The organism is Litorihabitans aurantiacus, from assembly GCF_030161595.1.
Classification (GTDB): Bacteria; Actinomycetota; Actinomycetes; order Actinomycetales; family Beutenbergiaceae; genus Litorihabitans; species Litorihabitans aurantiacus.
Genome location: NZ_BSUM01000001.1, coordinates 740,497 through 764,162 on the forward strand (window position 1 = coordinate 740,497; position 23,666 = coordinate 764,162).

Below are 23,666 nucleotides of genomic sequence, written 5' to 3' on the forward strand. Positions count from 1 at the left end.
GCATCACGCCGCCCCCGCCCTGCGGCGTCGGGACCACCGGGGGAACTGCGATCCGCCGAACAGATCCGTCAGCGTGGCGTTCGGGATGTCGGGCAGCTGGATCGTCGCCGTGCGCGGGGTGTTGGCGAGGTTCGCGACGCACAGGACGGTCTCGCCGCCGCGCTCGGGGTCGCGGCGCAGGAATGCGAGCACCGACTCCTCGTCGCACGGCAGCGGGACGAACTCGCCCGTGCCGAACACCGGGTGCTGGCGCCGCACGGCCAGGAGGCCGCGCACCCAGTGCAGCAGCGACGTCGGCTGCGCCTGGTTGGCCTCCACGTTGACAGAGTTGTAGTGGTAGACGAGCGACTGCACCAGCGGCAGGTACAGCTTGCCGGGGTCGGCGCTCGAGAAGCCGGCGTTGCGGTCCGGCGTCCACTGCATCGGGGTGCGCACGCCGTCGCGGTCGGGCAACCAGATGTTGTCGCCCATCCCGATCTCGTCGCCGTAGTAGAGGCAAGGACTGCCCGGCAGGGACATCAGCAGCGCGTGCGCCAGCTCGATCTCGGCCCGGCTGTTGTTCAGGAGCGGGGCGAGGCGGCGGCGGATGCCGACGTTGGCGCGCATCCGCGGGTCCTCGGCGTACCAGCCGTACATCGCGGCGCGCTCGTTCGTCGAGACCATCTCGAGGGTCAGCTCGTCGTGGTTGCGCAGGAACGTGCCCCACTGCGCACCGACCGGGATGTCGGGCGTCTCCGCGAGGATCTCGCGGATGTTGGTGGCCCGCTGGTCGCGCAGCGCGTAGTAGATGCGCGGCATCACCGGGAAGTGGAAGCACATGTGGCACTCGGGCCGCTCGGGCGTGCCGTAGTAGGCGACCACGTCCTGGGGCCACTGGTTCGCCTCGGCCAGGAGCAGCGTGCCGGGCGCCTCGGCGTCGACCATCGCGCGCAGGTCCGCGAGGAACTCGTGCGTGCGGGGCAGATTCTCGCCGTCGGTGCCCTCCTCCTCGAAGAGGTAGGGGACGGCGTCGAGCCGGAACCCGTCGACGCCGGTGCGCAGCCAGAAGCGCACGACGTCGAACATCGCGTCCTTGACGGCCGGGTTCTCGAAGTTCAGGTCGGGCTGGTGGGAGAAGAACCGGTGCCAGAAGTACTGCTTGCGCACCGGGTCGAACGTCCAGTTCGAGGTCTCCGTGTCGATGAAGATGATGCGCGCGTCGGCGTACTCGGTGTTGTCGTCGCGCCACACGTAGAAGTCGCCGAACGGACCGCTCGGGTCGCTGCGCGAGGCCTGGAACCACGGGTGCGCGTCGCTGGTGTGGTTCATGACCAGGTCGATCACGAGGCGCATGCCGCGCGCGTGGATCTCGGCCACGAGCTGCTCGAAGTCCTCGATCGTGCCGTACTGGCTCGCGACCGCGGTGTAGTCGGCGACGTCGTAGCCGCCGTCGCGCAGCGGCGACGGGAAGAACGGCGGGAGCCAGAGGCAGTCGACGCCGAGCCACTGCAGGTAGTCCAGGCGGCGGATCAGGCCCTTGATGTCACCGGAACCCGTGCCGTCAGAGTCGTCGAAGGCACGCAGCACGACCTCGTAGAAGACCGCGGTGCGGTACCACTCGGTGTCGTCGCTGCGCGCGTCGACCAGGGTGGTGGGGGTGATGTCGTTCGTCGGCGCGCTCACGCGTGGACCTCCAGGATGTGCGCGACGGCGCCGCGCGGGTCGAGCCGGACGTAGTTCTCGCTGCCCCAGCGCCACTGCTCACCGGAGAGCTCGTCCCGCACGGTGACGGAGGCACCGGCGTCGGCCCGCGTGACGCCCAGGGCGGACAGGTCGAGGGTGACGACGCCCTCCCGCGTGGTGAACGGGTCGAGGGTCAGCACCACGAGGACGGTGTCGGCCTTCCCGGTGGGGGAGTGCTCGGCCGGGAGGTGCTTGGAGAACGCGACCATGTTCTCGTCCGAGGTCTCGTGCAGCGTGAGGTTGCGCAGCTGCTGCAGCGCGGGGTGGCGGCGCCGGACGTCGTTGAGGAGGCCGAGCAGCCGCGCGATCCCGAGGCGGTCGGCCGCCTCCCAGTCGCGCGCGACGTACTGGTACTTCTCGTTGTCGATCTGCTCCTGCGCGCCCGGCCGAGGAACGTTCTCCACCAGCTCGTAGCCCGCGTAGATGCCGTAGGTGGGGCTCGCAAGGGCGGCCAGCGCGGCACGGATGGCGAACGCCGCGGTCCCGCCCTGCTGCATGTAGGGCGTCAGGATGTCGTGCGTCGTGGGCCAGAACGAGGGGCGCATGACGGCGCCCAGGTCGCCGGAGACCTCCTCGAGGTACTCCTCGACCTCCTCCTTCGTGTTGCGCCACGTGAAGTAGGTGTAGGACTGGTGGAACCCGACCGCGGCGAGCGTGCGCATCATCGCCGGGCGGGTGAACGCCTCCGACAGGAAGACGACCTCGGGGTGCGCGGTGTGGATCTCGCCGAGGATCCGCTCCCAGAAGTCCAGCGGCTTGGTGTGCGGGTTGTCGACGCGGAACGCCGTCACACCGTGCTCGATCCAGAGCAGCAGCATGTCGCGGATCGCGACGTAGATGCCCTCGGGGTCGTTGTCGAAGTTCAGGGGGTAGATGTCCTGGTACTTCTTCGGCGGGTTCTCGGCGTAGGCGATGCTGCCGTCGGCGCGGGTGGTGAACCACTCGGGGTGCTCGGCCACCCAGGGGTGATCGGGCGAGGCCTGCAGCGCGATGTCGAGGGCCACCTCGAGGTCGAGCTCGCGGGCGCGCGCGACGAACGCGTCGAAGTCGTCGAAGGTCCCCAGGTCGGGGTGGATCGCGTCGTGCCCGCCCTCGGGCGCGCCGATGCCGTACGGGGAGCCCGGGTCGCCCGGCACCGTGGTGAGGGTGTTGTTGGGCCCCTTGCGGTTGGTCGTGCCGATCGGGTGGATCGGAGTCAGGTAGACGACGTCGAAGCCCATCTCGGCGATCTGCGGGAGGCGCTCGCCCGCCGTCGCGAAGGTGCCGGAGCGCCACTGCCCCGTGTCGGGGTCCTGCCACGCGCCCTCGGAGCGCGGGAAGAGCTCGTACCAGGCGCCGGTCAGCGCGCGGGTGCGGTGCACGCGCAGCGGGTAGGCGGTGCCGGTGGTGACGAGGTCGCGCAGCGGGCGCGCGGCCAGCGCGTCCGTGACCTCGCGGCTGCGGGCGACGGCGAGGCGCGCCAGCGGCGGCGAGGTCGTCTCGCGCAGGGCGGCGGCGGCCGAGGCGAGGGTGCGCGCGGCGTCGCTCGTGGTGCTCGCCGTCGCGGCCGTCAGGGTCGCGACGGCGCGGTCCAGGAGCAGGGCGCCCTCGGTGAGCATGAGCTCGACGTCGATCCCGGCGGGGACCTTGATGTCGGCGTCGTGCGTCCAGGTGCCCCACGGGTCCGACCAGCCCTCGACGTGGAAGGTCCAGTCACCCTCGGCGTCGGGCACCACGGTGCCGTGCCACAGGTCGAGGCCGGCGTTCACGCTGGTCATCGTGGTGGCGCTCGCGCGGGTGCCGTCCGGGCGCGTGAGTACCAGCGTGGCGGCGACGGCGTCGTGCCCCTCGCGGAACACGGTCGCCCGGATCGGGACGACCTCGCCCACGACGGCCTTGGTCGGCCATCGGCCGTTCTCGATGGTGGGGCCGACGTCGACCACCGGGATGCGACCGATGGGCGCGGACGGCGTGGGCTGCGGGGTCGTCGAGTTCGCCTGAGTCGTCGAAGTCACGGTACGAACCTAGCCGGGGAGAGCCAGTGGGGTCACTGATCCTGTCGCGGGGCGCGCCGTGCGGCGTCGCCCTGGCGGCCGTGCTCGGCCCGGCCCGCCGGCCGACCGCCACCACCTGCCCCCCGGCCCTCCGACGTCGCCCGACCCAGCCCGCCCGGCGGCCCGAGGGCGCTCGTGGGGAAGTTCCGGACGGCTCCGGCATCCGAAAGTTCCCCACGAGCGGCCTGTGGCGTCAGGTGGGGTGGTCGGGCGTCGAGATGGGCGCCAGCAGGTGCGTCGCCGTCGACGTTCACCGTCGCGCTCGCCGCCGCGCCCGCCGGGGGCGCTCGTGGGGAAGTTCCAGACGGCCCCGCCGTCCGGAACTTCCCCACGAGCACTCTCCGGGTGCTGGGAGGGGATCCAGCGGCAGGCATCGGGCGCGGAGGAACGGCGGCGGTCACCGACTGTTCACGGTGCACCCCGGGCCGCAGGGAAGCGGTCGTCCGGCCCACCCGCCGCGGCGGATGGCGCCCGCCGTGAGCGCCGCGCTCCGGCAGGGTCGGCCGACCACGTGCCGGTAGCGCAGGCGCAGGGTGAGGTGCCCGGAGTCGACCGCCACCCAGTCGTCACGCCACACGTCGTCGTCGGTCAGCGCCTCGTGCAGCCGACCGTCCAGCTCGACCCGCGTGCCGTACTCCTCGAACACGGCGTCGCTGCGGATGCGTCGACCCTCCACCACGTCCGTGTGCTGCATCCTCGGGATCGGGAGGCCGTGGGCGCGCACCACACCACGCACGTAGCGGTGCTCGAGGACGGACTCGATCCCGCGAGTGACGAGCAGATCCTGCAGCACCGCCCGGTGGCGCACCGTCCGCCGTCGTGCGAGCTCGCGTCGCAGGTGCCCCGTGCCCCGCTGGAGCCTCGCGGCGGAGGTGATCAGTCCGATGACCGTGTCGACGTCCTCGGTCTCGTCGCACAGGTCGAGCGCCGTGACCTCGGCGGGGGTGCGGGCCGGGCTGCCGCCCCACGAGAGGGGCCGCCGCTGGCGTGACACCTCCATCCAGGACGGAGCGGCGACACGGCGGGCGTGCGGCACCACGACCTGGATTCTCGGCGACGGAGGATGCTCGAGCCCGAGGAGCCGGGCCGCCGTGGACCGGCACAGGGTCGCGCCCTCGCCGCAGTGCAGGAGCGTCGCCCAGCACCGCTCGCGGAAGCCGATCCGCCCGGTGTGGGTGAGGTACACCCCGTCCAGGATCCGGCGCCACCGCCCGGCCACCACGCGGTCGTGGCCATGGCGGTCGGACAGCCCCGCACCGATCAGCTGGTCTCGTGAGACGACCCCGTCCTGCGACGCGGCGAGCGCGTTCAGGTGGCGCCGTTGGTCGGTCGTCAGGGCTCGCGTCACGGGACGACCGTCCCGGGCGTCCCCACTCGCGTGCAACCGTCCCCGCCGCCCTGTGGACGGGACCTACCGTGGGCGGGTGACGACGCCGTCGAACCCCGCCGCCCTGAGTCCGCCCGATCCCACGTGGCCGGTGCGCGCCGAGGGCGTGCTCGCCGTCGTCCGCGCGGCGCTCGCGGACCTCCCGGGCGGTGGCGCGATCGTCGCCGACCACATCGGGTCGACGGCGGTGCCCGGCCTGGCCGCGAAGCCGTACCTCGACCTCCAGGTGCGGATCCTGCCCCTGCCCGACGACGCCGCCGTCGCCGCGCGCCTGGTGCCGCTCGGGTGGGCCCGGGCCGAGGGCTCGCGTCCGGACTCGCCCGGCGTGAACCACGACGTGCCCCGGGGCAGCGCGCAGGTGCCCGCGAAGGTGTGGGCGAAGTCGCTGTGGTTCCACGCGGAGGAGGCGGCCGTGCTCCACGTGCGCCGCACCGACTCCCCGTGGGGCCGGTACACGGTCGCGTTCCGCGACTGGCTGCGCGCGCACGACGGCGAGAGGCGGCGCTACGAGACGGTCAAGCGCGAGCTCGCGGCGCGGGAGATCGGCAAGGCCGACTACGACGACTACACGCGGGCCAAGACCGCTCACCTCGACGAGGTGCAGGCCGCGTTCGAGGTGTGGGCCGGCCTCCGGCCCGACGGCCCGCGCTGACGCCCCGGCGCCCCGCGCGACCTATCGCCGCACCAGCGTGAGGTAGTGCTCGCGTACGCGAATCACGTCCTGCAGCTGCGCCGCGACGTCCTCGACGAGCTCGGTCCGGTAGGCGGCGTCGACCTGGACGTTGATCGCGTAGTACAGCCCGTTGAAGGTCGCGAGGGCCACCGCCACTCGCACCAGGGTCTGGTCGATCATCAGGGACGCGCCGAGGAACGGCAGGTCGCGCACCTGCCACGTCCCGCCCGCCACCGCCCACGCCTCCCGGGTCTCGGGCGTGATCGTCAGCACCCCGAGCAGCACGAAGAAGACGCCGGTCGCGAGGCTCACGACGAGCACCTGCAGCAGCTGCGAGGCCGCCACCATCGCCACGATGTTGCGGCGCTGCGCCACGCTGAAGGTGGTCGCCGCGGGGAGGCGTGCGGGGCGGCGTCGAGGATCACCGCCTCGGCCTCGCGCCGCGCCCCCACCGCGGTGAGCGCCACGATCCCCGCCCCGAACAGCACGCCGAGCGCGATGTCGGCCTGCCCCGAGACGCGGTCGAAGACCTGCCACACCTCGGTGGTGAAGAACAGCACGATCGAGAAGATCAGCACGAGCGGCAGCAGCCGCACCAGCCGCCGCAGGGACGACCCCAGCTCGTCCGTCACGCGGGAGAGCCCCCAGCCGAGGGTCGCCAGCAGCCCGAGCCCCACGAGGAAGCGGACGGCGAGCAGCAGGAGCACGTTGACGACGGCGAGCGCGAGCGCCGTCCGCCAGCCCGCCACGAGCGCGAGCGCCACGGCCGGCGGGGCGAGCACGACGAACGCGAGCTCGGGCCAGCGCACGGACTGCGGCGCCGTCGCCCACGGCCGCCCGCGCACCACGTTCAGCAGCGCGTAGAGCCCCAGCACCGCCACGAGGCCACCGCCGACGGCGAGCAGGTTCTGCCACCAGGTCCACTCCCGGTCCACCAGCGTGATCGTTTCCAGGAGCACGACCGCCACCAGGAACGGCGCCGAGCGTCCGAAGACGTCGCGCGCGACGCTGTGGGAGTCCACGAGCAGCGGCAGCCCCTGGCGGCGGAAGAACCGCTCGCACTGCCGCCTCGTCAGGTGGGTGACGCGCTCGCCCGACGGCGGCAGGTGGGGCACGGGCGCGTCGGTCACCGGGGCCTCAGCGCGAGAGGTAGTAGCGGATCGAGAGCGCCTCGAGCGGGACGCGAGCGCCGCCGTCGACCTCGACGAGACCGGCGGCCGCCGCCTCGGCGACCTCGCCCGGCGTGTCCCACACGGAGTCCCACACCAGCTCCCACCCGTCGGTGCGCGACGGCGCGAGCGCCACTTCGACCTCGTTCAGCGACCCGTTGATCACCACGAGCAGGTCGCGGGGCGAGGACGCGGCGCCCGACGGCGATGCTGCAGCCACGCCGTCGGCCGAGCGCGGGTGCAGCGCGGCACCGCCCGAGCGGCGCATCTGCAGGACGCGACGGTAGGGGTCGTGCCACGCGTCGCCGTCGACCTCCCCGCCGTCCGCCGCGAACCACGCGAGGTCGATGAACGGGTCGCTGGAGCGGCCGCGGCCGTAGGCGAACCGCGCCGGCCGCAGCGCCGGGTGCTCGCGCCGCAGGGCGAGCAGGTGGGAGGTGGTCTCCTTCAGCTCGCGCTGCCAGGGCGCGAGGTCCCAGTCCACCCACGAGATGTCGGAGTCCTGGCAGTAGGCGTTGTTGTTGCCGCGCTGGGTCCGGGCGAACTCGTCACCGGCCGTGATCATCGGGGTGCCGGCGGAGGCCAGGAGCGTCCCGAGCACGTTGCGCATCGAGCGGCGTCGGACCGGCCGCACCTCCGACCCCGGCGCCCCGGCGGGCACACGCCCCTCGACCCCGTGGTTCCAGGACAGGTTGTTGTCGCTGCCGTCCCGGTTGTCCTCGAGGTTGGCCTCGTTGTGCTTGTGGTCGTAGGTGACGAGGTCCGCGAGCGTGAAGCCGTCGTGCGCGGTGACGTAGTTGATGCTCGCGGCGGGCCCGCGGTCGAGGTGGTGGAACATGTCGGCCGACCCCGCCAGGCGGGTCGCGAGGTCACGCATGTCGTGCGGCGTGCCGGACTGCCCGTGCGCGAGGGCGCGCGCGTCGGCCAGCCAGAACCGCCGCACGCTGTCGCGGAAGCGGTCGTTCCACTCGTGCATCGGCGGCGCGAACTGCCCGGTGCGCCATCCCGAGGGCCCGACGTCCCACGGCTCGGCGATCAGCTTGACGTCCGCGAGCACCGGGTCGCTCGCGAGCGCCACGAGGAAGGGGTGGTCGGGGTCGAACTCGCCCGCGCGGCGCCCGAGGGTCACGGCGAGGTCGAACCGGAAGCCGTCGACGCCGACCTCCCCGGCCCAGTACCGCAGCGAGTCGAGTGTGAGCTGCACGACGCGCTGCCGGCGGAAGTCCAGCGAGTTGCCCGTGCCGGTGACGTCGGCGTAGCGGGCGGGGGAGCCGCCGTCGTGCAGGTGGTAACCGGTGTTGTCGAGGCCGCGCAGGCTGAGCAGCGGGCCGTCGAGGCCGCCCTCGCACGTGTGGTTGTAGACGACGTCGAGGATCACCTCGATACCCGCCTCGTGCAGCGCGTCGACCATCGCCCGCACCTCGGCCACGACGGCGTCCGCCCCCGCCTCGCGTGCGGCGGCCGTGGCGTAGCTCGGCTCGGGCGCAAGGTAGCCCAGCGTGGAGTAGCCCCAGTAGTTGGGCAGGCCGCGCGCCGCGATGGCGTGCTCGGTCACGAACGCGTGGATCGGCAGCAGCTCGATCGCAGTGACCCCGAGGCCGCGCAGGTGCGCCACGACGGCGGGGTGCGCCAGGCCCGCGTACGTGCCGCGCAGCTCCTCGGGCACATCCGGGTGCAGCAGCGTGAACCCGCGCACGTGCGCCTCGTAGACCACGGTCCGCGACCAGGGCGTGCGCGGCCGGGCCGCCTGGCGGCGGGCGGTCTCGGCGGGGTCGGACGGGGCCAGGACGACGCCGTGCGGCACGAAGGGCGCGCTGTCGCGGTCGTCGCGCACCTCGAGGCCGGTGTGCGTCTCACGGGCGTCGGCGACCACGTGGCCGAAGATCTCCGGCACATACGCGATCTCGCCCTCGACGCCGCGTGCGTAGGGGTCCAGCAGCAGCTTGGCCGGGTTGTGCATCTGGCCCGACGCCGGATCCCACGCGCCGTGCACGCGCAGCCCGTAGCGGGTGCCCGGGGCGACGTCGGGCACGTGCGCGTGCCACAGGCCGTGCCGTGCGCGGAGCAGACCGACGCGGCGCTCGCCGTCGGGCTCGCCCTCCGTGGCGCGAAGGAGCACGAGGTCGACGGCGTCGGCCTGCGACGCGGCCACGACGACGTCGACGCCGTCGCCCACCACGTGCACCCCGAGGCGCGCCAGGCTGCGTGCGCCGCGCTCGGCGGGCGGGGCGGGCGCGGGGGCGCCCGGGCCGGCGGGGTCGGCGGCGGAGGCGTGATCGATAGTCTCAGTCATCGCGCCCCATGCTTCCACCCCTGCTCCCACACCTGAGCCGCGCCCCGCGCGCGCCCCCAGGTGGCAGGGTAGGGGCATGCGCGTCGTCGTCCTCGTCAAGCAGGTGCCAGACATCACGTCCGAGCGGGGGCTCGACGCCGAGGGTCGCCTCGAGCGCACCCCCGAGGCGGCGGTGCTCAACGAGCTGGACGAGGGCGGCCTCGAGACGGCGCTGCGCGCGGCCGACGCCCTGGGCGCACGCGTCGTCGCCGTCACGATGGGCCCGGAGCAGGCCTCGGCCGCCGCCCGCAAGGCGCTCCAGGTGGGTGCCGCGCTCGGGGTCCACGTGTGCGACGACGCGCTGGCCGGCTCCGACGCCGTCGTCACCGCGCGCGTGCTCGCCCGGGCGATCAGTCTCCTCGACGACGAGGACCCGACCGACCCCGTGGCGCTCGTCGTCGCGGGTATGTCCTCGCTCGACGGTCTCGGGTCCGTCGTCCCGGCGCTCGTGGCCGCCGAGCTGGGGTGGCCGGTGGCCTCCTACGCGGGCACCGTCGAGGTGACGGCGGGGGAGGGTGGTGACGGCGTCGGCGCCACCGTCACCGTCACGCGCGCCACCGACCACGGCCGCGAGGAGCTGCGCACGTCGCTGCCCGCCGTCGTCGGCGTCACCGACACCATCGCGGCCCTGCGCGTCCCGAGCTTCCCCACGATGCTCGCCGCGCGAAGCGCGACGCTGCGAACCCTGACCGTCGCCGACCTGGGCCTGGACGAGGGCGACGTCGGCGCGGCCGGGGCGCGCGCCGTCGTCGCGACCGCGCAGGAACGACCGGCGCGGCCACCGGCCCGGATCGTCACGGACACCGGCGCGGCGGGCGTGGCGCTCGTCGACTTCCTGACCGAGCGCGGCCTCGTGGAGGTGTCGGCATGAGCGCGGTGACGGTGGCCGTGACGGTGACCGACGGTGCCGTGGACGCCGGACGCGTCGCGGCGCTCGCGGCCTTCGCGGCCGGGGCGGGCGAGGACGTGCGGGTCGTGGCGGTCGACGCCGCGTGGACCTCGGCGCAGCAGGCGGCGGCGCTCGTGGCGCACCTGGAGGCCGATGGCGACGGCGCGGCCGAGGTGCTCGTGCTCGCCTCCTCCCACCCCGCCAAGGAGCTGGCGGCGCTGGTGGCGCACGCGCGCGGCGCCGGGATCGTAGTTGACGCGCACGCGGTCGAGCGCGACGGCGAGCGCCTCCTCGGCCACAAGCGCGAGCTGGGCGGCACGTGGGACGTGACGTGCGCGGTGACCGGACCCGCCATCGTGATCGCGAAGCCGGCGCCCGCGCCGGAGACTGACGTCGAGGTGACGGTGCTGCCGCCCGCCGCGGTCGCCGGGCGCGACGTCGAGGTGCTCGGGCGCACGCACCACGACGGCGACGGCCGGCCCTCGCTCGCCGAGGCGACCGTGGTCGTGGCAGCCGGGCGCGGGCTCGAGGGCGACCTGACCCCGGTGCAGGAGCTCGCGGACGCGCTGGGCGGTGCCGTCGGCGCGACGCGCGACATCGTGGAGGAGGGGTGGATCGGCCACGAGACGATGGTCGGCCAGACCGGCACGATGATCTCGCCGCGCCTCTACATCGGTGCCGGCATCTCGGGCGCGCCGCATCACCGGCTGGGGATGCAGGCCTCGGAGGTGGTCGTCGCGATCAACCAGGACGCCGACGCGCCGCTCATGGAGATCGCCGACCTCGCGATTCAGGGCGATGCCGCCGACGTGCTGCGCCAGGCGAGCGCCGAGCTGGCCGCGCGCCGGGCGCGCTGACCCTCCCGCCTCGACCCCGCCGACGACCGTGACCGACGACCTGCGTGTGACCGCCACTGTCGTCATCCCGGGCGGTGAGCTGCTGGAGCGGTTCTCCCGCTCGTCGGGACCGGGCGGCCAGGGCGTCAACATCACGGACAGCCGTGTCGAGCTGCGCCTCAACGTCGCCCGCACGACGGCGCTCCCGGAGCCGTTGCGGGAGCGGCTGCTCGCCCGCCTGGCGCCGCGCCTGGTCGACGGCGTGCTCACCGTCACCGCGAGCGAGAACCGCGCGCAGCTGTCCAACCGGCGGGCCGCCCACGAGCGGATGACCGCCATCCTGGCCGAGGCGGCACGGCCGCCCGGCCCCCGCCGTCGGGCGACCCGGGCCACGCGCGGCTCGCAGGAGCGGCGCCTGGCCGGCAAGAAGCAGCGCGGTGCGGTGAAGCGCAACCGAGGCAGGGTGGGCGGCCGCGGCGACTGGTAGCACCTCCTCGGCGGGGGCATGGCCATCTTTGGGCGTCCGGAACTCGTCGCGCTCGGCGTTGTGGAGTGATGAGTTCCGCACACGAGTTGTGGACGAAAGCGCGTCGGCGTGTCGGCTGTCGCAAGCGGACGTCCGGAACCGACCGAATACGTCCAGCTGTAGAGCACCTCCAACTTGGCTACTCACGACACTTAGCGAGCAGAGTTGGGGATCGTCCGAGAGACTGTGACGGTGCAGCCCCTCCCCGAGAACGAGCCGGCAACCTCTCCAGGCCCACCGCGATGGACGTGGATCTTCCCCGGAGTGCTGATCGTTCTAGGGGTCTACGACCTCGCCGTCCTCAACGCTGGGGATGAAGGGTGGGAACGGTGGTTCTCAGGCCCGCTCGTGGCCGGCGTACTGACGGCACTCGTACTGCTGCGAGTCCGACAGCTCGCCCGCCGCCCCAGCAAGGGAAACTTCGAACGCTAGCGAACCGACCAAAACGACGGGCGTCGGACGACTGTCCGTGCGTAAGTTGAGCAGATGGCCTACGACGCTCTGGCTGAAAGCCTTCGGTTGATCGAGACCGGCACGCTGGCGCCGCGGGCGTCGCTGAGCCGCAGCTGCCGGCACCTCGCTATGGCTGTTGACGTGGCGGGAAACTACGCCGTCACGATGTTCGCGCGCCGGAGCGTGGGCCGCACTGTCATCGATTCATGGGTACTAGCGCGCCGCGACGGGTCGTGGTCGATGATCTGCGGCGAGACGGGGTCGAACGCTGCTGAGCACCGCCTCCAGTATCGCCCGGCACGTCTTGACGTAGGCCTGCCGCCCGAGCTGGGCTTGAGTTCCCACATCGCGACCTCGCACACGGGTATGGCCCGGGACACCGGGGTAAGGAGCGTTTTTCGGCCTACCGGGCGGTGGGTCTACTTCACCTCGGTAAAGGTCAGCGCCGAGGTGGCTACGGTGTCGATCAGCGGCCGTCAGGTGATCGTCCCGTGGCACGGCGAAGTCCCGTTTGTATGGACAGGGCGCAGACCACAGATCGAGGCCCGAGCCGAGGATGGGACCCTCCTCGGCCAGGACCGACCGTGCGCCCCCTGACGGTGAAGGACCCGCGACCGAGTGCAAGTGGACACAAACGGTCGTTATCGAACAGTTCGCCGTGCGGGTGAGGGCAGGATGCGGCAGGGTGTGTGGGTGAGCGAGCAGCGCGAGTGGCCGTGGAGCGGGCGAGCGACCTTCTTCCTCGTGGTCATGATCGTTTTATCGCTTCTAGGCGCGCTACAGGTCGTCATACAGGCCGTCGGCGACGGACCGGATGGGACCGACTGGGTTCAGCTCGTCTTCGGCGCAGGTCAAGCTGTTGCAGGAGCGGGCGGGGCAGCAAGCGTCGTGGTGCAGCGTCGTCGCGAGCGGCGCGGCGCCCCGCCGCGCAGGCCGTAGTACATGACCGCCTGGGCTCCGGGCGGCGGGTAAACGCGCGTGGCGCGTGAGCGCCCGGGACAAGTGCCCGCAAACGACCGTTTGCGCACGTCCCTCGGCGCCGTGAGACACGCCGGCGGACGTCCGTAACAGATCACCGGTAGTAGAGGTTGGCGCGCAGCCCGCTTCTAGCGCGCGGTGCCGATGAGTAGATGGCACTATCTGAGAATGCGACGACGCTCTCTAGTGGCCGTAGCCGCCCTAGCTCTCCCGCTTGTAGCGTGTACCCCTTCCTCCGAACCCGCCGATAGCGAACTGCCGTGGTCACGTCGCACCGACCCGTATGTTCACGGGAGGGTGACGGCAACAAATCGACCTACTCGGCCGCGTCAGAAAGGTCGGCGGGAGGAGCACTACCGCACTGGCCGGGCGGGGGTGCAAACCGGCGCCGCCATTCGTCGCTAGGCTCACGCGGGCCGGGCGCTTAATCGGCCGCCCGAGTCCTCTCGATCACGTCGATAACCTCCGCGATCGACGGATCGACCCGCGAATCTGGGAATCCATCGACAATATCGGCTAGCGGTCCGCACTCTTCGTCTCGGAATGCAGGAGGTTCGCTGTCGGTGATAGTAATGGAGAAACAGGAGGCAGCGACAACCTTTAAGTTTGTTATATCTGGCGCATGACCAACCCCCGTGGTAGTCACTGACGCCTTGTAGGACGCGCTAAAACTTGTTATCGACGTCACCCATCCCCACCCGTCTGGATAAGAAACGTCCGACACCTTAGTCCCCTCGGGGACGCCCGACGCGAAACTTAGATCGAAACACTGATCGAAGAGACTGCTAGCATTTCCGCCTCTTGTTGCTTCGAAATCGAGCGCGTCGACACACTCAACCGCACCTTCGTGCTTGAATGCAACCTCGACCAGAGCGCTTTCCCTTGCCAAAGATTCGCCCCTCAGGCTCCCGCATCCCGCAACCGCCGCAAGCGTCGCGACAACGATCAGGCAGTGTTTTAGGCGTCGCATGGCCAAACTATAGCCCTTCTTTGGCGGTGCGTGACCGGGGGCGAGCCACGCTCACGCCCTGCCGGTGCGGTAGTGCTCATACCGGTAGATCACGTGCACGGCGACTTTGGTCCAGTCGTCGGCCTCACCGTCGAACTGGGTTGAGCCGAACCGAGCTCGGGGCATCCGCACCCGCACCGGGAGCATCTCATCGCCTCATCGCCTCATCGCCTCATCGCCTCATCGCCTCATCGCCCCATCGCCCCATCGCCCCATCGCACCGGCTGACCGCAGCACCTGGAGGCGTTCGGAAACGACCGTTTTCGGCCGCCATGGTGGTGAGGCTCTACCGTTCCGTGGGTAGATGCTTGCGGTTCAGCGACCCCGCAGGCTTGACCGGTGGACCACGAACCGTTCGTCGGCGATTCCATGGAGGAGTTCAACGGTGACGAGACCGTGGAGGTCGGTGGCGCTCGACGGGTCGACGGGTCGATCGGCTAGCGCGCAGGTGCGTCTAACTCGTGAGAGCGCATCTTTCGGCTACCAATGAGCCAGGAGTAGCTCGTCGGCTCCGGGTGGAACGATTTCGAAGGCTGCACCCCAAGAGTGCAGTGTCGTCACCTCGAGGTCGCCCCAGAGGTCCCGTTCAACGATACGTAGATGGTTGTCCTCGTCGAACCAGAAGTCGGCGTTGATCTCGTAGAAGGCGGGCAGGGTGCCCAGATCTTCGTCCGGGAGTATCTGTCTCAGGTCGAAGGTTGCGGAGTACCGGCCAAGGTCCATGCCGTCGACGTTCTCGATACCGAGGTAGCGAGCCCTGGTGATCGCGGTCAGGGCGTCGGACCAGAGGTTTAAGGGGTCGGCCGCGGCGAGGAGTTCGTCGGCGCTACCCCACGGGGAGCCCTCCGCGGGGTCGATGATGTAATACTTGCCGCGGCTGTCGCCGACGCCGAAGTACACGACACCATCGACAGACCGGGTCACCGTCGGTTTGGTGGGGTCGCCCGAGTCATCGAGCGAGACGTCGAGCTCTACCGGCTCGGTGGAGGAGTCGACACGGCCGTTCATCAGCTGCACAGGGTTCGTGCCTGGCGAGGTCATCTCGACCTCGAACTCGAAGGTCCGCTCTGCGTTGAGTGACCGTCCGAGTCGATCGGCAAACGTGTCTTCGTCTCCGCCTTCGGCGGTTGCTGCGGGATCCACGGGGTCAATCGAAGGTTCAGCCGTATCAGCATCGACGCCGCACGCCATGAGCGGAAGTGGGAGGACGCTGAGGGCCAGGAGCCTGGGGAAAAACTTCACGTTCGCGATCCTCGCACGTGTGACGAGCCCGTCTGCCCCGTGCCCGATGACTGCCGGGTCCGGTTGGGTCACCGGGGGCGGGCCGGGTGCGGAGGTGCGGCCTGCAGGAGTGCGCAGTTCACGTTGTCGGGGACGTTGGCTCCCCGTTTCCGTCCCTGTCCGCGTTGGGGTCTTCAGTCAGTTGGTCCATGAACCCGGCGAACTCCGCAGGGTGGGCGTACTGAAGCATCACCCAGTGGAGGTCTTGGACTGAGTCGATCAGCGAGGCGTCGGGAGTGTCCTGCTGCCGGGTGTGGTCCTCGATCAGGTGCATCTCGACAACCTGGGCGATCCACCCGAGGCTCTCCGGGACGCCGTCAGCGGTGATCTCGAGCGGAGTAGTGATAGATGAACCTGCCCGGTCGACGTAGAAGCCGGCTTGCTTGTCGCGGTTGCGTTGGCTGGCGGTTGCTTCGAACGAGGCGGCGTCGGGCGGTTCGTAGTACTCGGCGCGCCGGCTCATGTCCCAGAAGCCCCCAGCCCTGAGGCGAACTGCTCGGCGACCCTCAACTTCTCGGCGTGAGGTCGGCGAGCGCTGCGCAGCCCCTCGGGCACCATGACGTCGCCGGCCGGGCTAGGGGGAATAGCGTATAGGCCCAGGGGTTTGCACCACTCCCACTCGCTGGCCTCGTACAGCCATCGCGCCTTCGCGAGCTCCTCCATCGCGAGAACAAGCAGCGAGTGCGCGCGGCCGTTGCTGCCCTGTGCCGCGAGCGTTGCAGCGTCCTCAATCAGCGCTACGGTGTTGCCCATAAGCGCCTTCCACCACGTGCGCGCAAAGGTCGCTGTGACGTACTCCGGTTCTGAGGCTGCCATGGAGCCATTCTCGATCCACTAGCCGACCGAACAGTACTTCGAGCTGTTTACCTTTGGTTGCCGGAAACGATCGTGTGCGGTCAGAGGTCAGGGTCGGACGTCGATGACGACGCGGTAGGGGTCGGTGAGGGTGAAGGCGCGGAACTGGCTGGCCTCGCCCAAGCCGAGTAGGAGGGCGGCTGAGCCGCCGGTGGGGCCGGACCATAGAGCACCCGTGAAGGCGCCTCCTTCGTCGATGGGTGTTTCGGGCGTCTCGGGGGTCACATCATCATCGGGAATCCAGGCCACCCCGTTCAGCGAGATGGTCAGGATCGAGTCGCCGGCAAGATCGACCGTCTCGCCTGTTTCCAGCGCTGCGGAGTCGGTTCGTTCGGCCCACAGGCCCAGCTCACCGGGAGCATCATCGGCCTGGGGGGCGAGGGTGACGACGACTCGATGTGACCCGTCCGGACAGACGGAGGAGTCGAAGGCTTCGAACAGCATGGAGGGCGACTCTGCGGGGCGCTGCTGTAGCTCTGGGGCGTCGGGGAAGTTGAGGTCGATGAAGTCGACGTCCACGCTGTCATCCAACGCCGGGCACGCATCCCTCCGTAGTCACGGAGGAGGACTCAGCGGGCGTGGTGGTTGGCTCCGCAGGTGTGGACTCTTCGGCGGTGGGGCCGGTGTTTTCGTACCGGTGCTCGAGGTGGGGCTGGTGGGATCGGGGGCAGGGGTGGGTGTGCATGCAGCCAACGCCAGCATCAGCGTCCCGACCAGGACAGGGCCTCTCGCGCGGGTTCGGTTCGTCATCAGTCTTACTGCGCGCGCGTGGGAGTGAGCTCGTCCGCCGACAGGCCCGGTGCCGGCGGCTCGATCGACTCCGGTGTGAGCGGGGGAGGGGGTGCCGGTCGCGGGCCCGGTGGTGAAGCGCCGGCCGAACAGCCGGCGGCGGGTACGTGCGTCCTTCATGTGGTTCCCCCCTGGGGTGTTGTCCTCCTCGGCCGTGTACCAGAGGGGTCTTGGAGCTGATCGATCGGGCGTAGGCCGGCTCTGATGGTGGCGGCGAGGTCGCCGCCGGTTCGTGCGGTTTCGCGTAGTGCGAGTGCGCGTCCGCGTGCTCCGCGTTGGTCGCGGATGGGGCTGCCGAGGGTGTGCCGGCGTTGACCACGGTTCGCGGGGGAATCCGCTCGGTCATCACTTCGATCAGCGCGCTCCCGCGCTGGACCGGCGGACCCACGTACAGGTCGGGGCGACCCGCACCACCGACCCCGGGGGTCGTCGAACTCCGGCACGTAGAGGCAGGTGATCCACCATCGCGTGCACCACGTCCTCGCGGGTAGTTCCGTGCCGCGCAGCGCTATCCGCCCCGACGACCGCCATCGAGATACCGCACTATTAATTAGCGGTTTCTGGGGTGGCGGTCTGATATGTCAGCGGACCGCTTGTCCGCGAACCGGACGCGGGGATGGGGTTGAGTGAGGTGGCTGGCCTAGTCGATGCATCCGCCTGAGCCGGGTGGCGGGGCTCGTAGCCTCGGTGTGTCGGGTGCCCCCTTCCTAGACTGGGCCGGTGACCTACCTCGACCACGCGGCGACCACCCCGGTGCTGCCCGAGGCGCTCGAGGCGTTCGCCCGCGAGGCGCAGGTCCTCGGCAACCCGTCCTCGCTGCACGCCGACGGCCGCCGCGCCCGCGCCAGTCTCGAGACCTCGCGCGAGCGGATCGCCGCCGCGCTCGGCGCCGAGAGCGCCGAGGTGATCCTGACCGGTAACGGCTGTGAGGCGGACACGCTCGGCGTCGTCGGTGCCCACCGGGCCGCGCGCGCCGCGAACTGGGGCCGGACGCGCGTGGTGACCTCCGCCGTCGAGCACCACGCCGTGCTTGAGGCGGCGCACACGCTCGTGGGGGAGGGCGCGGAGCACGCAGCGATCGGCGTCGAGCGCGACGGCGTGCTCGACCTCGGCGCGCTCGAGGCCGACCTCGCGGCGCACGCCGCGCGCACGAGCCTGGTCAGCGTGATGTGGGCGAACAACGAGACGGGTGCGATCCAGCCGGTCGAGGACGTGGTGGCGCTCGTGCGCCGGTACGGCGGGAACGCCGTCGCGGTCCACTCCGACGCGGTGCAGGCCGTGGGGCACGTACCGCTCGACTTCGGCGCCAGCGGGCTCGACGCGCTCAGCCTCTCCGGGCACAAGCTCGGGGCGCCCGCCGGGATCGGGGCGCTGATCGCGCAGCGCACCCTGCCGCTGGCGCCGATCGTGCTGGGCAGTGGCCAGGAACGGGGCGTGCGCTCGGGAACGGTGCCGGTGGCGCTCGCGGCCGCGCTCGCCGTCGCGGTCGAGCACTCGGTCGCGGGTCTGGCCGCCGAGCGCGAGCGGCTGACCGGGTTGCGGGACGCTCTCGCGGAAGGCGCGCTCGCGCGACTCGACGGCGCCCGGCTTAACGGTCCGGCGGGGGACGGGCGGCTGCCCGGGCACGTGCACCTGTCGATCGCTGGGGTCGACGTCGACGCGCTGCTGTTCGCGCTCGACAGCGCCGGGGTCGCCGCCTCGGCCGGGGCGGCGTGCGTCGCCGGGGTGACCCAGCCCTCGCACGTGCTGCTCGCGGCGGGCGACGACGAGGTGGCTGCCCGCGGGGTGCTGCGGCTGACGCTGGGTCGGACCAGCACCGCGGCCGACGTCGAGCGCGTGCTGGTGGTGCTGCCCGAGGCGGTGGCGCGGGCGCGTGCGGTGGCGGGGCTGGCCCGTCGCTGACGGGACGCCGCTCGGCCTCAGAGGTGCGTCGGACCCGGCTCGCGCCGGCGCGACAGCGCGGGCGTCCAGCCCTCGCGGCGGTCGGCGATACCGCGCGCGGCCGCCCGCAGCACGTCCGAGCCGTCCCACCGGGGCCTGACCCCGAGTAGATCGTGCGCGCGACTCGAGTCCAGGACCGGCACGGCGCGCAGCACGTCGAGCCAGTCCGGACGCGCGCGCACCGTGCGGGTCCACCACGCGACGTCGTGCCCGGTCTGCGCGAGCGCCGGCGAGATCGTCACGGTCCGGTGCGCACCGATCGCCTGGGCGACGTCGCCCGCGTGCAGCACCTGCGGCGAGGCGATGTTGTAGGCACCCGGGGCGCGGCGCTCGATCGCGGCGAGGAAGGTAGCGGCGACGTCGTCGGCGTGAGCGACCTGCAGCCGCAGCCCCTCGGGCCACAGCAGCGTGGGCACGGCGCGGCCGAGACCGAGCGCGAGCGGCCCGAGGTGGCGTCGCGCCAGCTCGGCCCCCGCGGACTCCTGCAGCACGAGCGCCGGTCGCACCCGCGTCACCACGACGCCGGGGTGGCGCCGCTCGAACTCGTCGGCCAGGTGCTCGTGGCCCACCTTGTCCTGCGACAGCGCGACGCCGGTGAGGCCGTCGGTGGCCCAGTCCTCGTCGCGCGCGTCCTGCGTGTAGGAGGCCGAGTACACGCTCGCGCACGACCCCACGACGAGCTGGCGGGCGCCGCGGGCCGCGCGCAGCACGCCGCGGCTGAGGGCGACGTTCGCCGCCGTCGCGCGTGAGGCGGAACGGGCGCTCGACCACGCGAGGTGCACGACGGCATCGGCACCGCTCGCGAGCTCGGCCAGCCGCTCGGCGTCCTCCGTGCCGGCCGGGGCGGCCGCGTCCAGGGCGTGGTGGGCGACGGCGACCGGGCCCGGCGTGGTCAGGCGGCCGGCACCGCGGCGCGAGACGGCGTCGACGTGGGTGACGCTGCTGCGGTCGGCGGCCGCGCGCAGGAGGGCGGTGCCGATGTTGCCGGTGGCTCCGACGAGGACGATGCGCATGGCCTCAGTTTTTCACGGGTCGGGGACGGGTTGGGCTGCGGCGTCGCCGCTCAGCCGCGGGCGTAGCGAAGGTCGGCGTCGTCGGGCGAGCACTCGGTGCCGATGCGCAGCGGGGCGATCGCGCCACTCTCGCGCAGCGCGAGCAGCTCCTGCGTCATCCGCTGCTTGATCGCCCAGGGGTCGATCGTGTTGACGTAGATCTTGGTGCCACCCTCGAACCCCGCCGGCACCTGCAGCCGCCACTTCAGCACGATGCGCCAGGGCATCGGCTCGACGACGTCGGGCGGCCGGTGGTGCCACTCCTCGTTCGTGGCCACCTGCGGCCCGGTCGCGGCGTGCATCGCGTGCAGGAGGTCGGACACGGCGCGGCGCTGCGCGGCGTCGTGCTCCCACGGCAGCTGGACCGGGGCGGTGGAGTAGATCTCGATGCTGGGGTGGCGGTGGCCGACCCCGGCGACGGCGACCGCGCCGTCGTTGCTCGCGATCACCAGCTGGTCCGCGCGCACCAGGTCGATGACCGCCCGGTTGTACAGGTCGGGCTCCTCGCGCAGCATCGCGATCTCGCGCTGGGTCTGCGGGCCGTGGGCGTCGATGCCGACGAGCTGCTTGTGCAGGTGGTCGAACGTCGCACCGGCGGCGCGCAGCCAGTTCTGGAACACCGAGACGTAGCGGGCCGCGGGCTGGCGGGCGTAGGTGTCGCGCAGCGCCTCGACCGTGAAGTCGATGAAGTCGGCGTGCTCGAGCGGGGTGAGCGTGCCGGCGGCGGCGAGGTCCGCCGTCGTGCGGGCGTCGGCGCGCAGGTGGCGGCGGGCGACGACGACGTCGTGCGAGCCCGCCATGAAGTCCTCGGTCACGCGCGCGAGGGCGGCCTCGTCGCCGGCCGCGGGCGCCAGCACCCCGCCGGCGGCCTCGCGGGCGGCCGTCAGGGCGAGGACGTGCTCGCGGCCGACCGGGTCGGCCAGGTAGTCGCGCGCCCACGCCGCGACGTCGGCGGGCGCGACGAACCCGTGGTTCGTGCGCCAGGAGGCGGCGGGGACGATCTCGAAGAGGTTGGCGAACCGGCGGACGTCGGCGACGTCGTCGGACAGGCGCGGGGCCGAGCGGCGCTCCGAGACGAGCACCTCCTGCCCGCGACGGACGAGGCGCGACTTCTCGGGCGTGGTCTCGAGGTAGCGCGCGGGGCAGAAGGCGCACAGGTCGTCGGCGTGCTCGGGGTCCTCGGGGGCGGGCGGGGCGCCGTCGCCGGAGTGGACCGGCAGCGGCCGGTGCGAGCGACCGGGGATGGTCCACACCTGCGTCCCGGTGAGCGGACCGACCTGACGGACGGTGCCGTCGGCGAGCCGGACGAGGGGGTGGGCCATGCCTCAAGGATTCCAGCGCACGAGGCGTGGGAGGGCTCGCCGGTGCCCCGGGGGCGGTCACAAGGTCACAACGATTCGCGGGTGCGCGTGACGAGGGCCACGCGCACGGGCGCGTTCGTAGACTGGCGACCATGCGAGTGCTGGCCGCCCTGTCCGGAGGAGTCGACTCCGCCGTCGCCGCCGCGCGCGCCGTGGACGCGGGGCACGACGTCGTCGGCGTGCACATGGCGCTCTCGCGCAGTCGCGCGCAGCACCGCAACGGCAGCCGCGGCTGCTGCTCGCTCGAGGACGCCTCGGACGCGCGCCGGGCCGCGGACGTGCTCGGCATCCCGTACTACGTGTGGGACCTGTCGGAGGAGTTCACCGAGACCGTCGTGGCCGACTTCGTGTCCGAGTACGCCGCCGGTCGCACGCCCAACCCGTGCGTGCGCTGCAACGAGCACATCAAGTTCTCGGCGCTCCTGGACCGGGGGATCGCGCTGGGGTTCGACGCCGTCGCGACCGGGCACTACGCGCGCATCTCGCGCGGCGGTCCGGGCGGCGGTGACGGCGTGGGCGCCCCGTCGCTGCACCGCAGCCTCGACCCGCTGAAGGACCAGTCGTACGTGCTGGCGGTGATGGGCGCCGAGCGTCTCGCACGCTCGCTGTTCCCGCTCGGCGACGTCGCCTCCAAGGAGCAGGTGCGCGCCGAGGCGGCCGCGCGCGGCCTGAGCGTCAGCGCCAAGCCCGACTCCTACGACATCTGCTTCGTGGCCGACGGCGACACCCAGGGCTTCCTGCGCTCCCACCTCGGCTCGCGTCCGGGCGAGATCGTGGACGACGCGGGCGACGTCATCGGGGCGCACGACGGTGCGTACGCGTTCACGGTGGGCCAGCGCAAGGGGCTGCAGCTGCCGCGCCCGGCTGCCGACGGCCGGCCGCGGTACGTGCTCGAGGTCGACACCGAGGCGAACCGCGTGATCGTGGGGCCGGACGAGCTGCTGTCGGTGCGCGACGTCGTCGGGCGCGGCGTGGTGTGGCTGGCGCCGGACGTCCCCGCGGACACCGAGACCGAGGTGACCGTGCAGGTGCGCGCGCACGGCGAGCCGCAGGCGGCGACGATCCGGGTCGCGCCCGGCGCCGACGGCGAGGAGCCCGAGCTGCTGGTGCGGCTGCACGCGCCGCTGCGCGGGCTCGCGCCGGGCCAGAGCGTCGTGGTGTACGACGGCGACCGCGTGCTCGGGCAGGCGACGGTCGCGCTGACCGGGCGGCGTGCACTCGAGCACGGGCGTGCCGCAGCACCGCTCGGCGCTGGCGCCCCGGCGTGACCCTCACAATCTCGGGGCTGGGCGCGTGGCCCGGCCGGGACGAGCACGACGCGTTCGCCGCGCACCAGGCGATCCTCGAGGTGCTGGCGGCCGCGCCGTCGGGCGTCGACGGGCTCCCGCACCTGGCGGTGCTGCCGGCGCGCGGGCCGTGGGCGGCGCCGATCGGTCGGACGCTCGCGCTGCTCGAGGCGATGCCGGCGGCGCTCGAACCGCACGGGTGGCGGCTGGCGGGGGCGCCGTCGGCCGAGCTGGTGCGGGCCGAACGGGTGCTCGCGGCGGACGTGGAGTCGTTCGCTCTCGCCGCCGCCGGCTACGACGGACCGCTCGCGGCGCCCGTGCTGGGGCCGTTCTCCCTCGCGGCGTCGGTGTGGCTGGGCGTGGGGGAGCGCGTGGTCGACGACGCGGGGGCGACCGCCGACGTCGTGGAGTCGCTCGGTGTGGGGCTGGGGCGGCACCTGGAGGCGGTGGCGTTCGCCGTGAGCGGCTCGCGTGCGGCGGCGGGGGCGCTGGCCGGAGCAGACGCGGTGCCGGACCCGCGCGATTCCGGTGATTCCGGGCCCGCGGCAGTCTCGCCGGAGGCCCTGTCCGACACGGTCCTGGTGCACGAGCCGCTCCTGGCGGACGTGGTGTCCGGCCGCATCGCGACGTTCACCGGCTCAGGACGGTTGCGTCCGCCCGAGTCGTCCTGGGTCAGCGCCCAGCTGGGACGCCTGGTCCAGGCGTGCGCGCCTCACCCCTGCGTACTGGTCGTGCCGCCCGACGCCGCGGCGATCGCGGTCGCCTCGGCCGCGGCCCCGCACGCCCTGGCCACCGACGTCACCGCCCTCGACCCCGCGGGCTGGGAGGCGCTGGCTGAGGCGGTCGAGTCCGGGCGGCGCGTGTGGGCGGCCTCGGTGCCGCACCGCCGGTCGGACGCCCGCCCGGACCCCGGCGCCGCGGCGCGTGCCGTGCTGACCCCGTGGCGGGCGATCGGCCTGCCGACGGCGGACCTCTCGTTCACCCTCGCCCCGCGGCCCGGACTGGGGATGCTCACGCCGTCGGCCGCCGCGGACACGCTGCGCGACACCGCACGGACGGCGCTGGCGCTCGCGGAGCTCGTGGCGTAGGAGCCC

20 protein-coding genes are annotated in these 23,666 nt (G+C 72.4%); 8 read left to right on the forward strand and 12 right to left on the reverse strand.

Annotated features, from left to right (window positions below; all coding sequences use genetic code 11):
- Positions 1 to 3: 3 nt before the first annotated feature.
- The 3 genes from treS to QQK22_RS03480 all read right to left on the reverse strand — a co-directional run bounded on the left by treS (position 4) and on the right by QQK22_RS03480 (position 5,103).
- Positions 4 to 1,662: a maltose alpha-D-glucosyltransferase gene (gene treS / locus QQK22_RS03470; protein WP_431310123.1), complete on the reverse strand. Its 1,659-nt coding sequence runs from the start codon at positions 1,660 to 1,662 to the stop codon at positions 4 to 6.
- Positions 1,659 to 3,716, reverse strand: coding sequence for a maltotransferase domain-containing protein (locus tag QQK22_RS03475; RefSeq protein ID WP_284249429.1), 2,058 nt, complete (start codon positions 3,714 to 3,716; stop codon positions 1,659 to 1,661). Before QQK22_RS03475 ends, treS begins: the two co-directional genes overlap by 4 nt.
- Before the next feature lie 436 nt (positions 3,717 to 4,152).
- Positions 4,153 to 5,103 (reverse strand): type IV toxin-antitoxin system AbiEi family antitoxin domain-containing protein, encoded by a 951-nt coding sequence (locus QQK22_RS03480; protein ID WP_284249430.1) that lies wholly within the window; start codon positions 5,101 to 5,103, stop codon positions 4,153 to 4,155.
- Between the two features lie 76 nt (positions 5,104 to 5,179).
- Between QQK22_RS03480 and QQK22_RS03485 the strand changes: the two genes are divergently transcribed.
- Complete coding sequence (locus tag QQK22_RS03485; RefSeq protein ID WP_284249431.1) at positions 5,180 to 5,794, forward strand: GrpB family protein; 615 nt, start codon at positions 5,180 to 5,182, stop codon at positions 5,792 to 5,794.
- 21 nt (positions 5,795 to 5,815) lie between these two features.
- On the opposite strand, the gene QQK22_RS03490 is transcribed toward QQK22_RS03485, so the two are convergent.
- From QQK22_RS03490 to glgX, 3 genes are read right to left on the reverse strand one after another with little or no spacing between them, the layout of a single operon-like run.
- Positions 5,816 to 6,190, reverse strand: coding sequence for a hypothetical protein (locus QQK22_RS03490; protein WP_284249432.1), 375 nt, complete (start codon positions 6,188 to 6,190; stop codon positions 5,816 to 5,818).
- Positions 6,124 to 6,945 carry a hypothetical protein gene (locus QQK22_RS03495; protein ID WP_284249433.1) on the reverse strand — a complete coding sequence of 274 codons (822 nt, stop codon included), beginning with the start codon at positions 6,943 to 6,945 and terminating at the stop codon, positions 6,124 to 6,126. The genes QQK22_RS03490 and QQK22_RS03495 overlap by 67 nt, the downstream gene beginning before the upstream one ends.
- Positions 6,946 to 6,952: 7 nt before the next feature.
- Positions 6,953 to 9,277, reverse strand: a complete 2,325-nt coding sequence (gene glgX, locus QQK22_RS03500; RefSeq protein WP_284249434.1) for a glycogen debranching protein GlgX — start codon at positions 9,275 to 9,277, stop codon at positions 6,953 to 6,955.
- Positions 9,278 to 9,353: 76 nt separating this feature from the next.
- Between glgX and QQK22_RS03505 the strand changes: the two genes are divergently transcribed.
- The 4 genes from QQK22_RS03505 to QQK22_RS03520 all read left to right on the forward strand — a co-directional run bounded on the left by QQK22_RS03505 (position 9,354) and on the right by QQK22_RS03520 (position 12,617).
- On the forward strand, positions 9,354 to 10,187 hold the full coding sequence (locus tag QQK22_RS03505) for an electron transfer flavoprotein subunit beta/FixA family protein (RefSeq protein WP_284249437.1): 834 nt from the start codon (positions 9,354 to 9,356) through the stop codon (positions 10,185 to 10,187).
- Positions 10,184 to 11,062, forward strand: coding sequence for an electron transfer flavoprotein subunit alpha/FixB family protein (locus QQK22_RS03510; protein ID WP_284249439.1), 879 nt, complete (start codon positions 10,184 to 10,186; stop codon positions 11,060 to 11,062). Before QQK22_RS03505 ends, QQK22_RS03510 begins: the two co-directional genes overlap by 4 nt.
- A 46-nt stretch (positions 11,063 to 11,108) precedes the next feature.
- The gene (gene arfB / locus QQK22_RS03515; RefSeq protein WP_284249441.1) at positions 11,109 to 11,528 is read left to right on the forward strand and encodes an alternative ribosome rescue aminoacyl-tRNA hydrolase ArfB; all 420 of its coding nucleotides are present in this window, start codon (positions 11,109 to 11,111) and stop codon (positions 11,526 to 11,528) included.
- 525 nt (positions 11,529 to 12,053) lie between these two features.
- Positions 12,054 to 12,617, forward strand: coding sequence for a hypothetical protein (locus QQK22_RS03520; protein ID WP_284249442.1), 564 nt, complete (start codon positions 12,054 to 12,056; stop codon positions 12,615 to 12,617).
- Between the two features lie 1,870 nt (positions 12,618 to 14,487).
- Here QQK22_RS03520 and QQK22_RS03525 read toward each other — a convergent pair.
- The 4 genes from QQK22_RS03525 to QQK22_RS03540 form a co-directional block, all read right to left on the reverse strand.
- Positions 14,488 to 15,249, reverse strand: a complete 762-nt coding sequence (locus QQK22_RS03525; protein ID WP_284249443.1) for a hypothetical protein — start codon at positions 15,247 to 15,249, stop codon at positions 14,488 to 14,490.
- A 118-nt stretch (positions 15,250 to 15,367) separates the two neighbouring features.
- Complete coding sequence (locus QQK22_RS03530; RefSeq protein ID WP_284249444.1) at positions 15,368 to 15,751, reverse strand: hypothetical protein; 384 nt, start codon at positions 15,749 to 15,751, stop codon at positions 15,368 to 15,370.
- On the reverse strand, positions 15,748 to 16,104 hold the full coding sequence (locus tag QQK22_RS03535) for an AbiV family abortive infection protein (RefSeq protein ID WP_284249445.1): 357 nt from the start codon (positions 16,102 to 16,104) through the stop codon (positions 15,748 to 15,750). Before QQK22_RS03535 ends, QQK22_RS03530 begins: the two co-directional genes overlap by 4 nt.
- Positions 16,105 to 16,191: 87 nt before the next feature.
- The gene (locus QQK22_RS03540) at positions 16,192 to 16,662 is read right to left on the reverse strand and encodes an AMIN-like domain-containing (lipo)protein (RefSeq protein ID WP_284249447.1); all 471 of its coding nucleotides are present in this window, start codon (positions 16,660 to 16,662) and stop codon (positions 16,192 to 16,194) included.
- 990 nt (positions 16,663 to 17,652) lie between these two features.
- Here QQK22_RS03540 and QQK22_RS03545 point away from each other — a divergent pair.
- A complete protein-coding gene (locus QQK22_RS03545; RefSeq protein WP_284249449.1) occupies positions 17,653 to 18,834 on the forward strand; it encodes a cysteine desulfurase family protein in 1,182 nt (393 codons plus the stop codon).
- A 17-nt stretch (positions 18,835 to 18,851) separates the two neighbouring features.
- Here the strand turns inward: QQK22_RS03545 and QQK22_RS03550 are convergent, their stop codons facing one another.
- Both QQK22_RS03550 and QQK22_RS03555 read right to left on the reverse strand, forming a co-directional pair.
- The gene (locus QQK22_RS03550; RefSeq protein ID WP_284249451.1) at positions 18,852 to 19,886 is read right to left on the reverse strand and encodes an NAD-dependent epimerase/dehydratase family protein; all 1,035 of its coding nucleotides are present in this window, start codon (positions 19,884 to 19,886) and stop codon (positions 18,852 to 18,854) included.
- 50 nt (positions 19,887 to 19,936) lie between these two features.
- Positions 19,937 to 21,247 carry a DUF4921 family protein gene (locus QQK22_RS03555; protein ID WP_284249454.1) on the reverse strand — a complete coding sequence of 437 codons (1,311 nt, stop codon included), beginning with the start codon at positions 21,245 to 21,247 and terminating at the stop codon, positions 19,937 to 19,939.
- Between the two features lie 131 nt (positions 21,248 to 21,378).
- On the opposite strand from QQK22_RS03555, the gene mnmA reads away from it, so the two are divergent.
- Together mnmA and QQK22_RS03565 are read left to right on the forward strand one after the other, a co-directional pair.
- Positions 21,379 to 22,554: a tRNA 2-thiouridine(34) synthase MnmA gene (gene mnmA / locus QQK22_RS03560; RefSeq protein WP_284249457.1), complete on the forward strand. Its 1,176-nt coding sequence runs from the start codon at positions 21,379 to 21,381 to the stop codon at positions 22,552 to 22,554.
- The gene (locus tag QQK22_RS03565; protein ID WP_284249459.1) at positions 22,551 to 23,660 is read left to right on the forward strand and encodes a uroporphyrinogen decarboxylase/cobalamine-independent methonine synthase family protein; all 1,110 of its coding nucleotides are present in this window, start codon (positions 22,551 to 22,553) and stop codon (positions 23,658 to 23,660) included. Before mnmA ends, QQK22_RS03565 begins: the two co-directional genes overlap by 4 nt.
- The last annotated feature ends 6 nt before the right edge of the window (positions 23,661 to 23,666 follow it).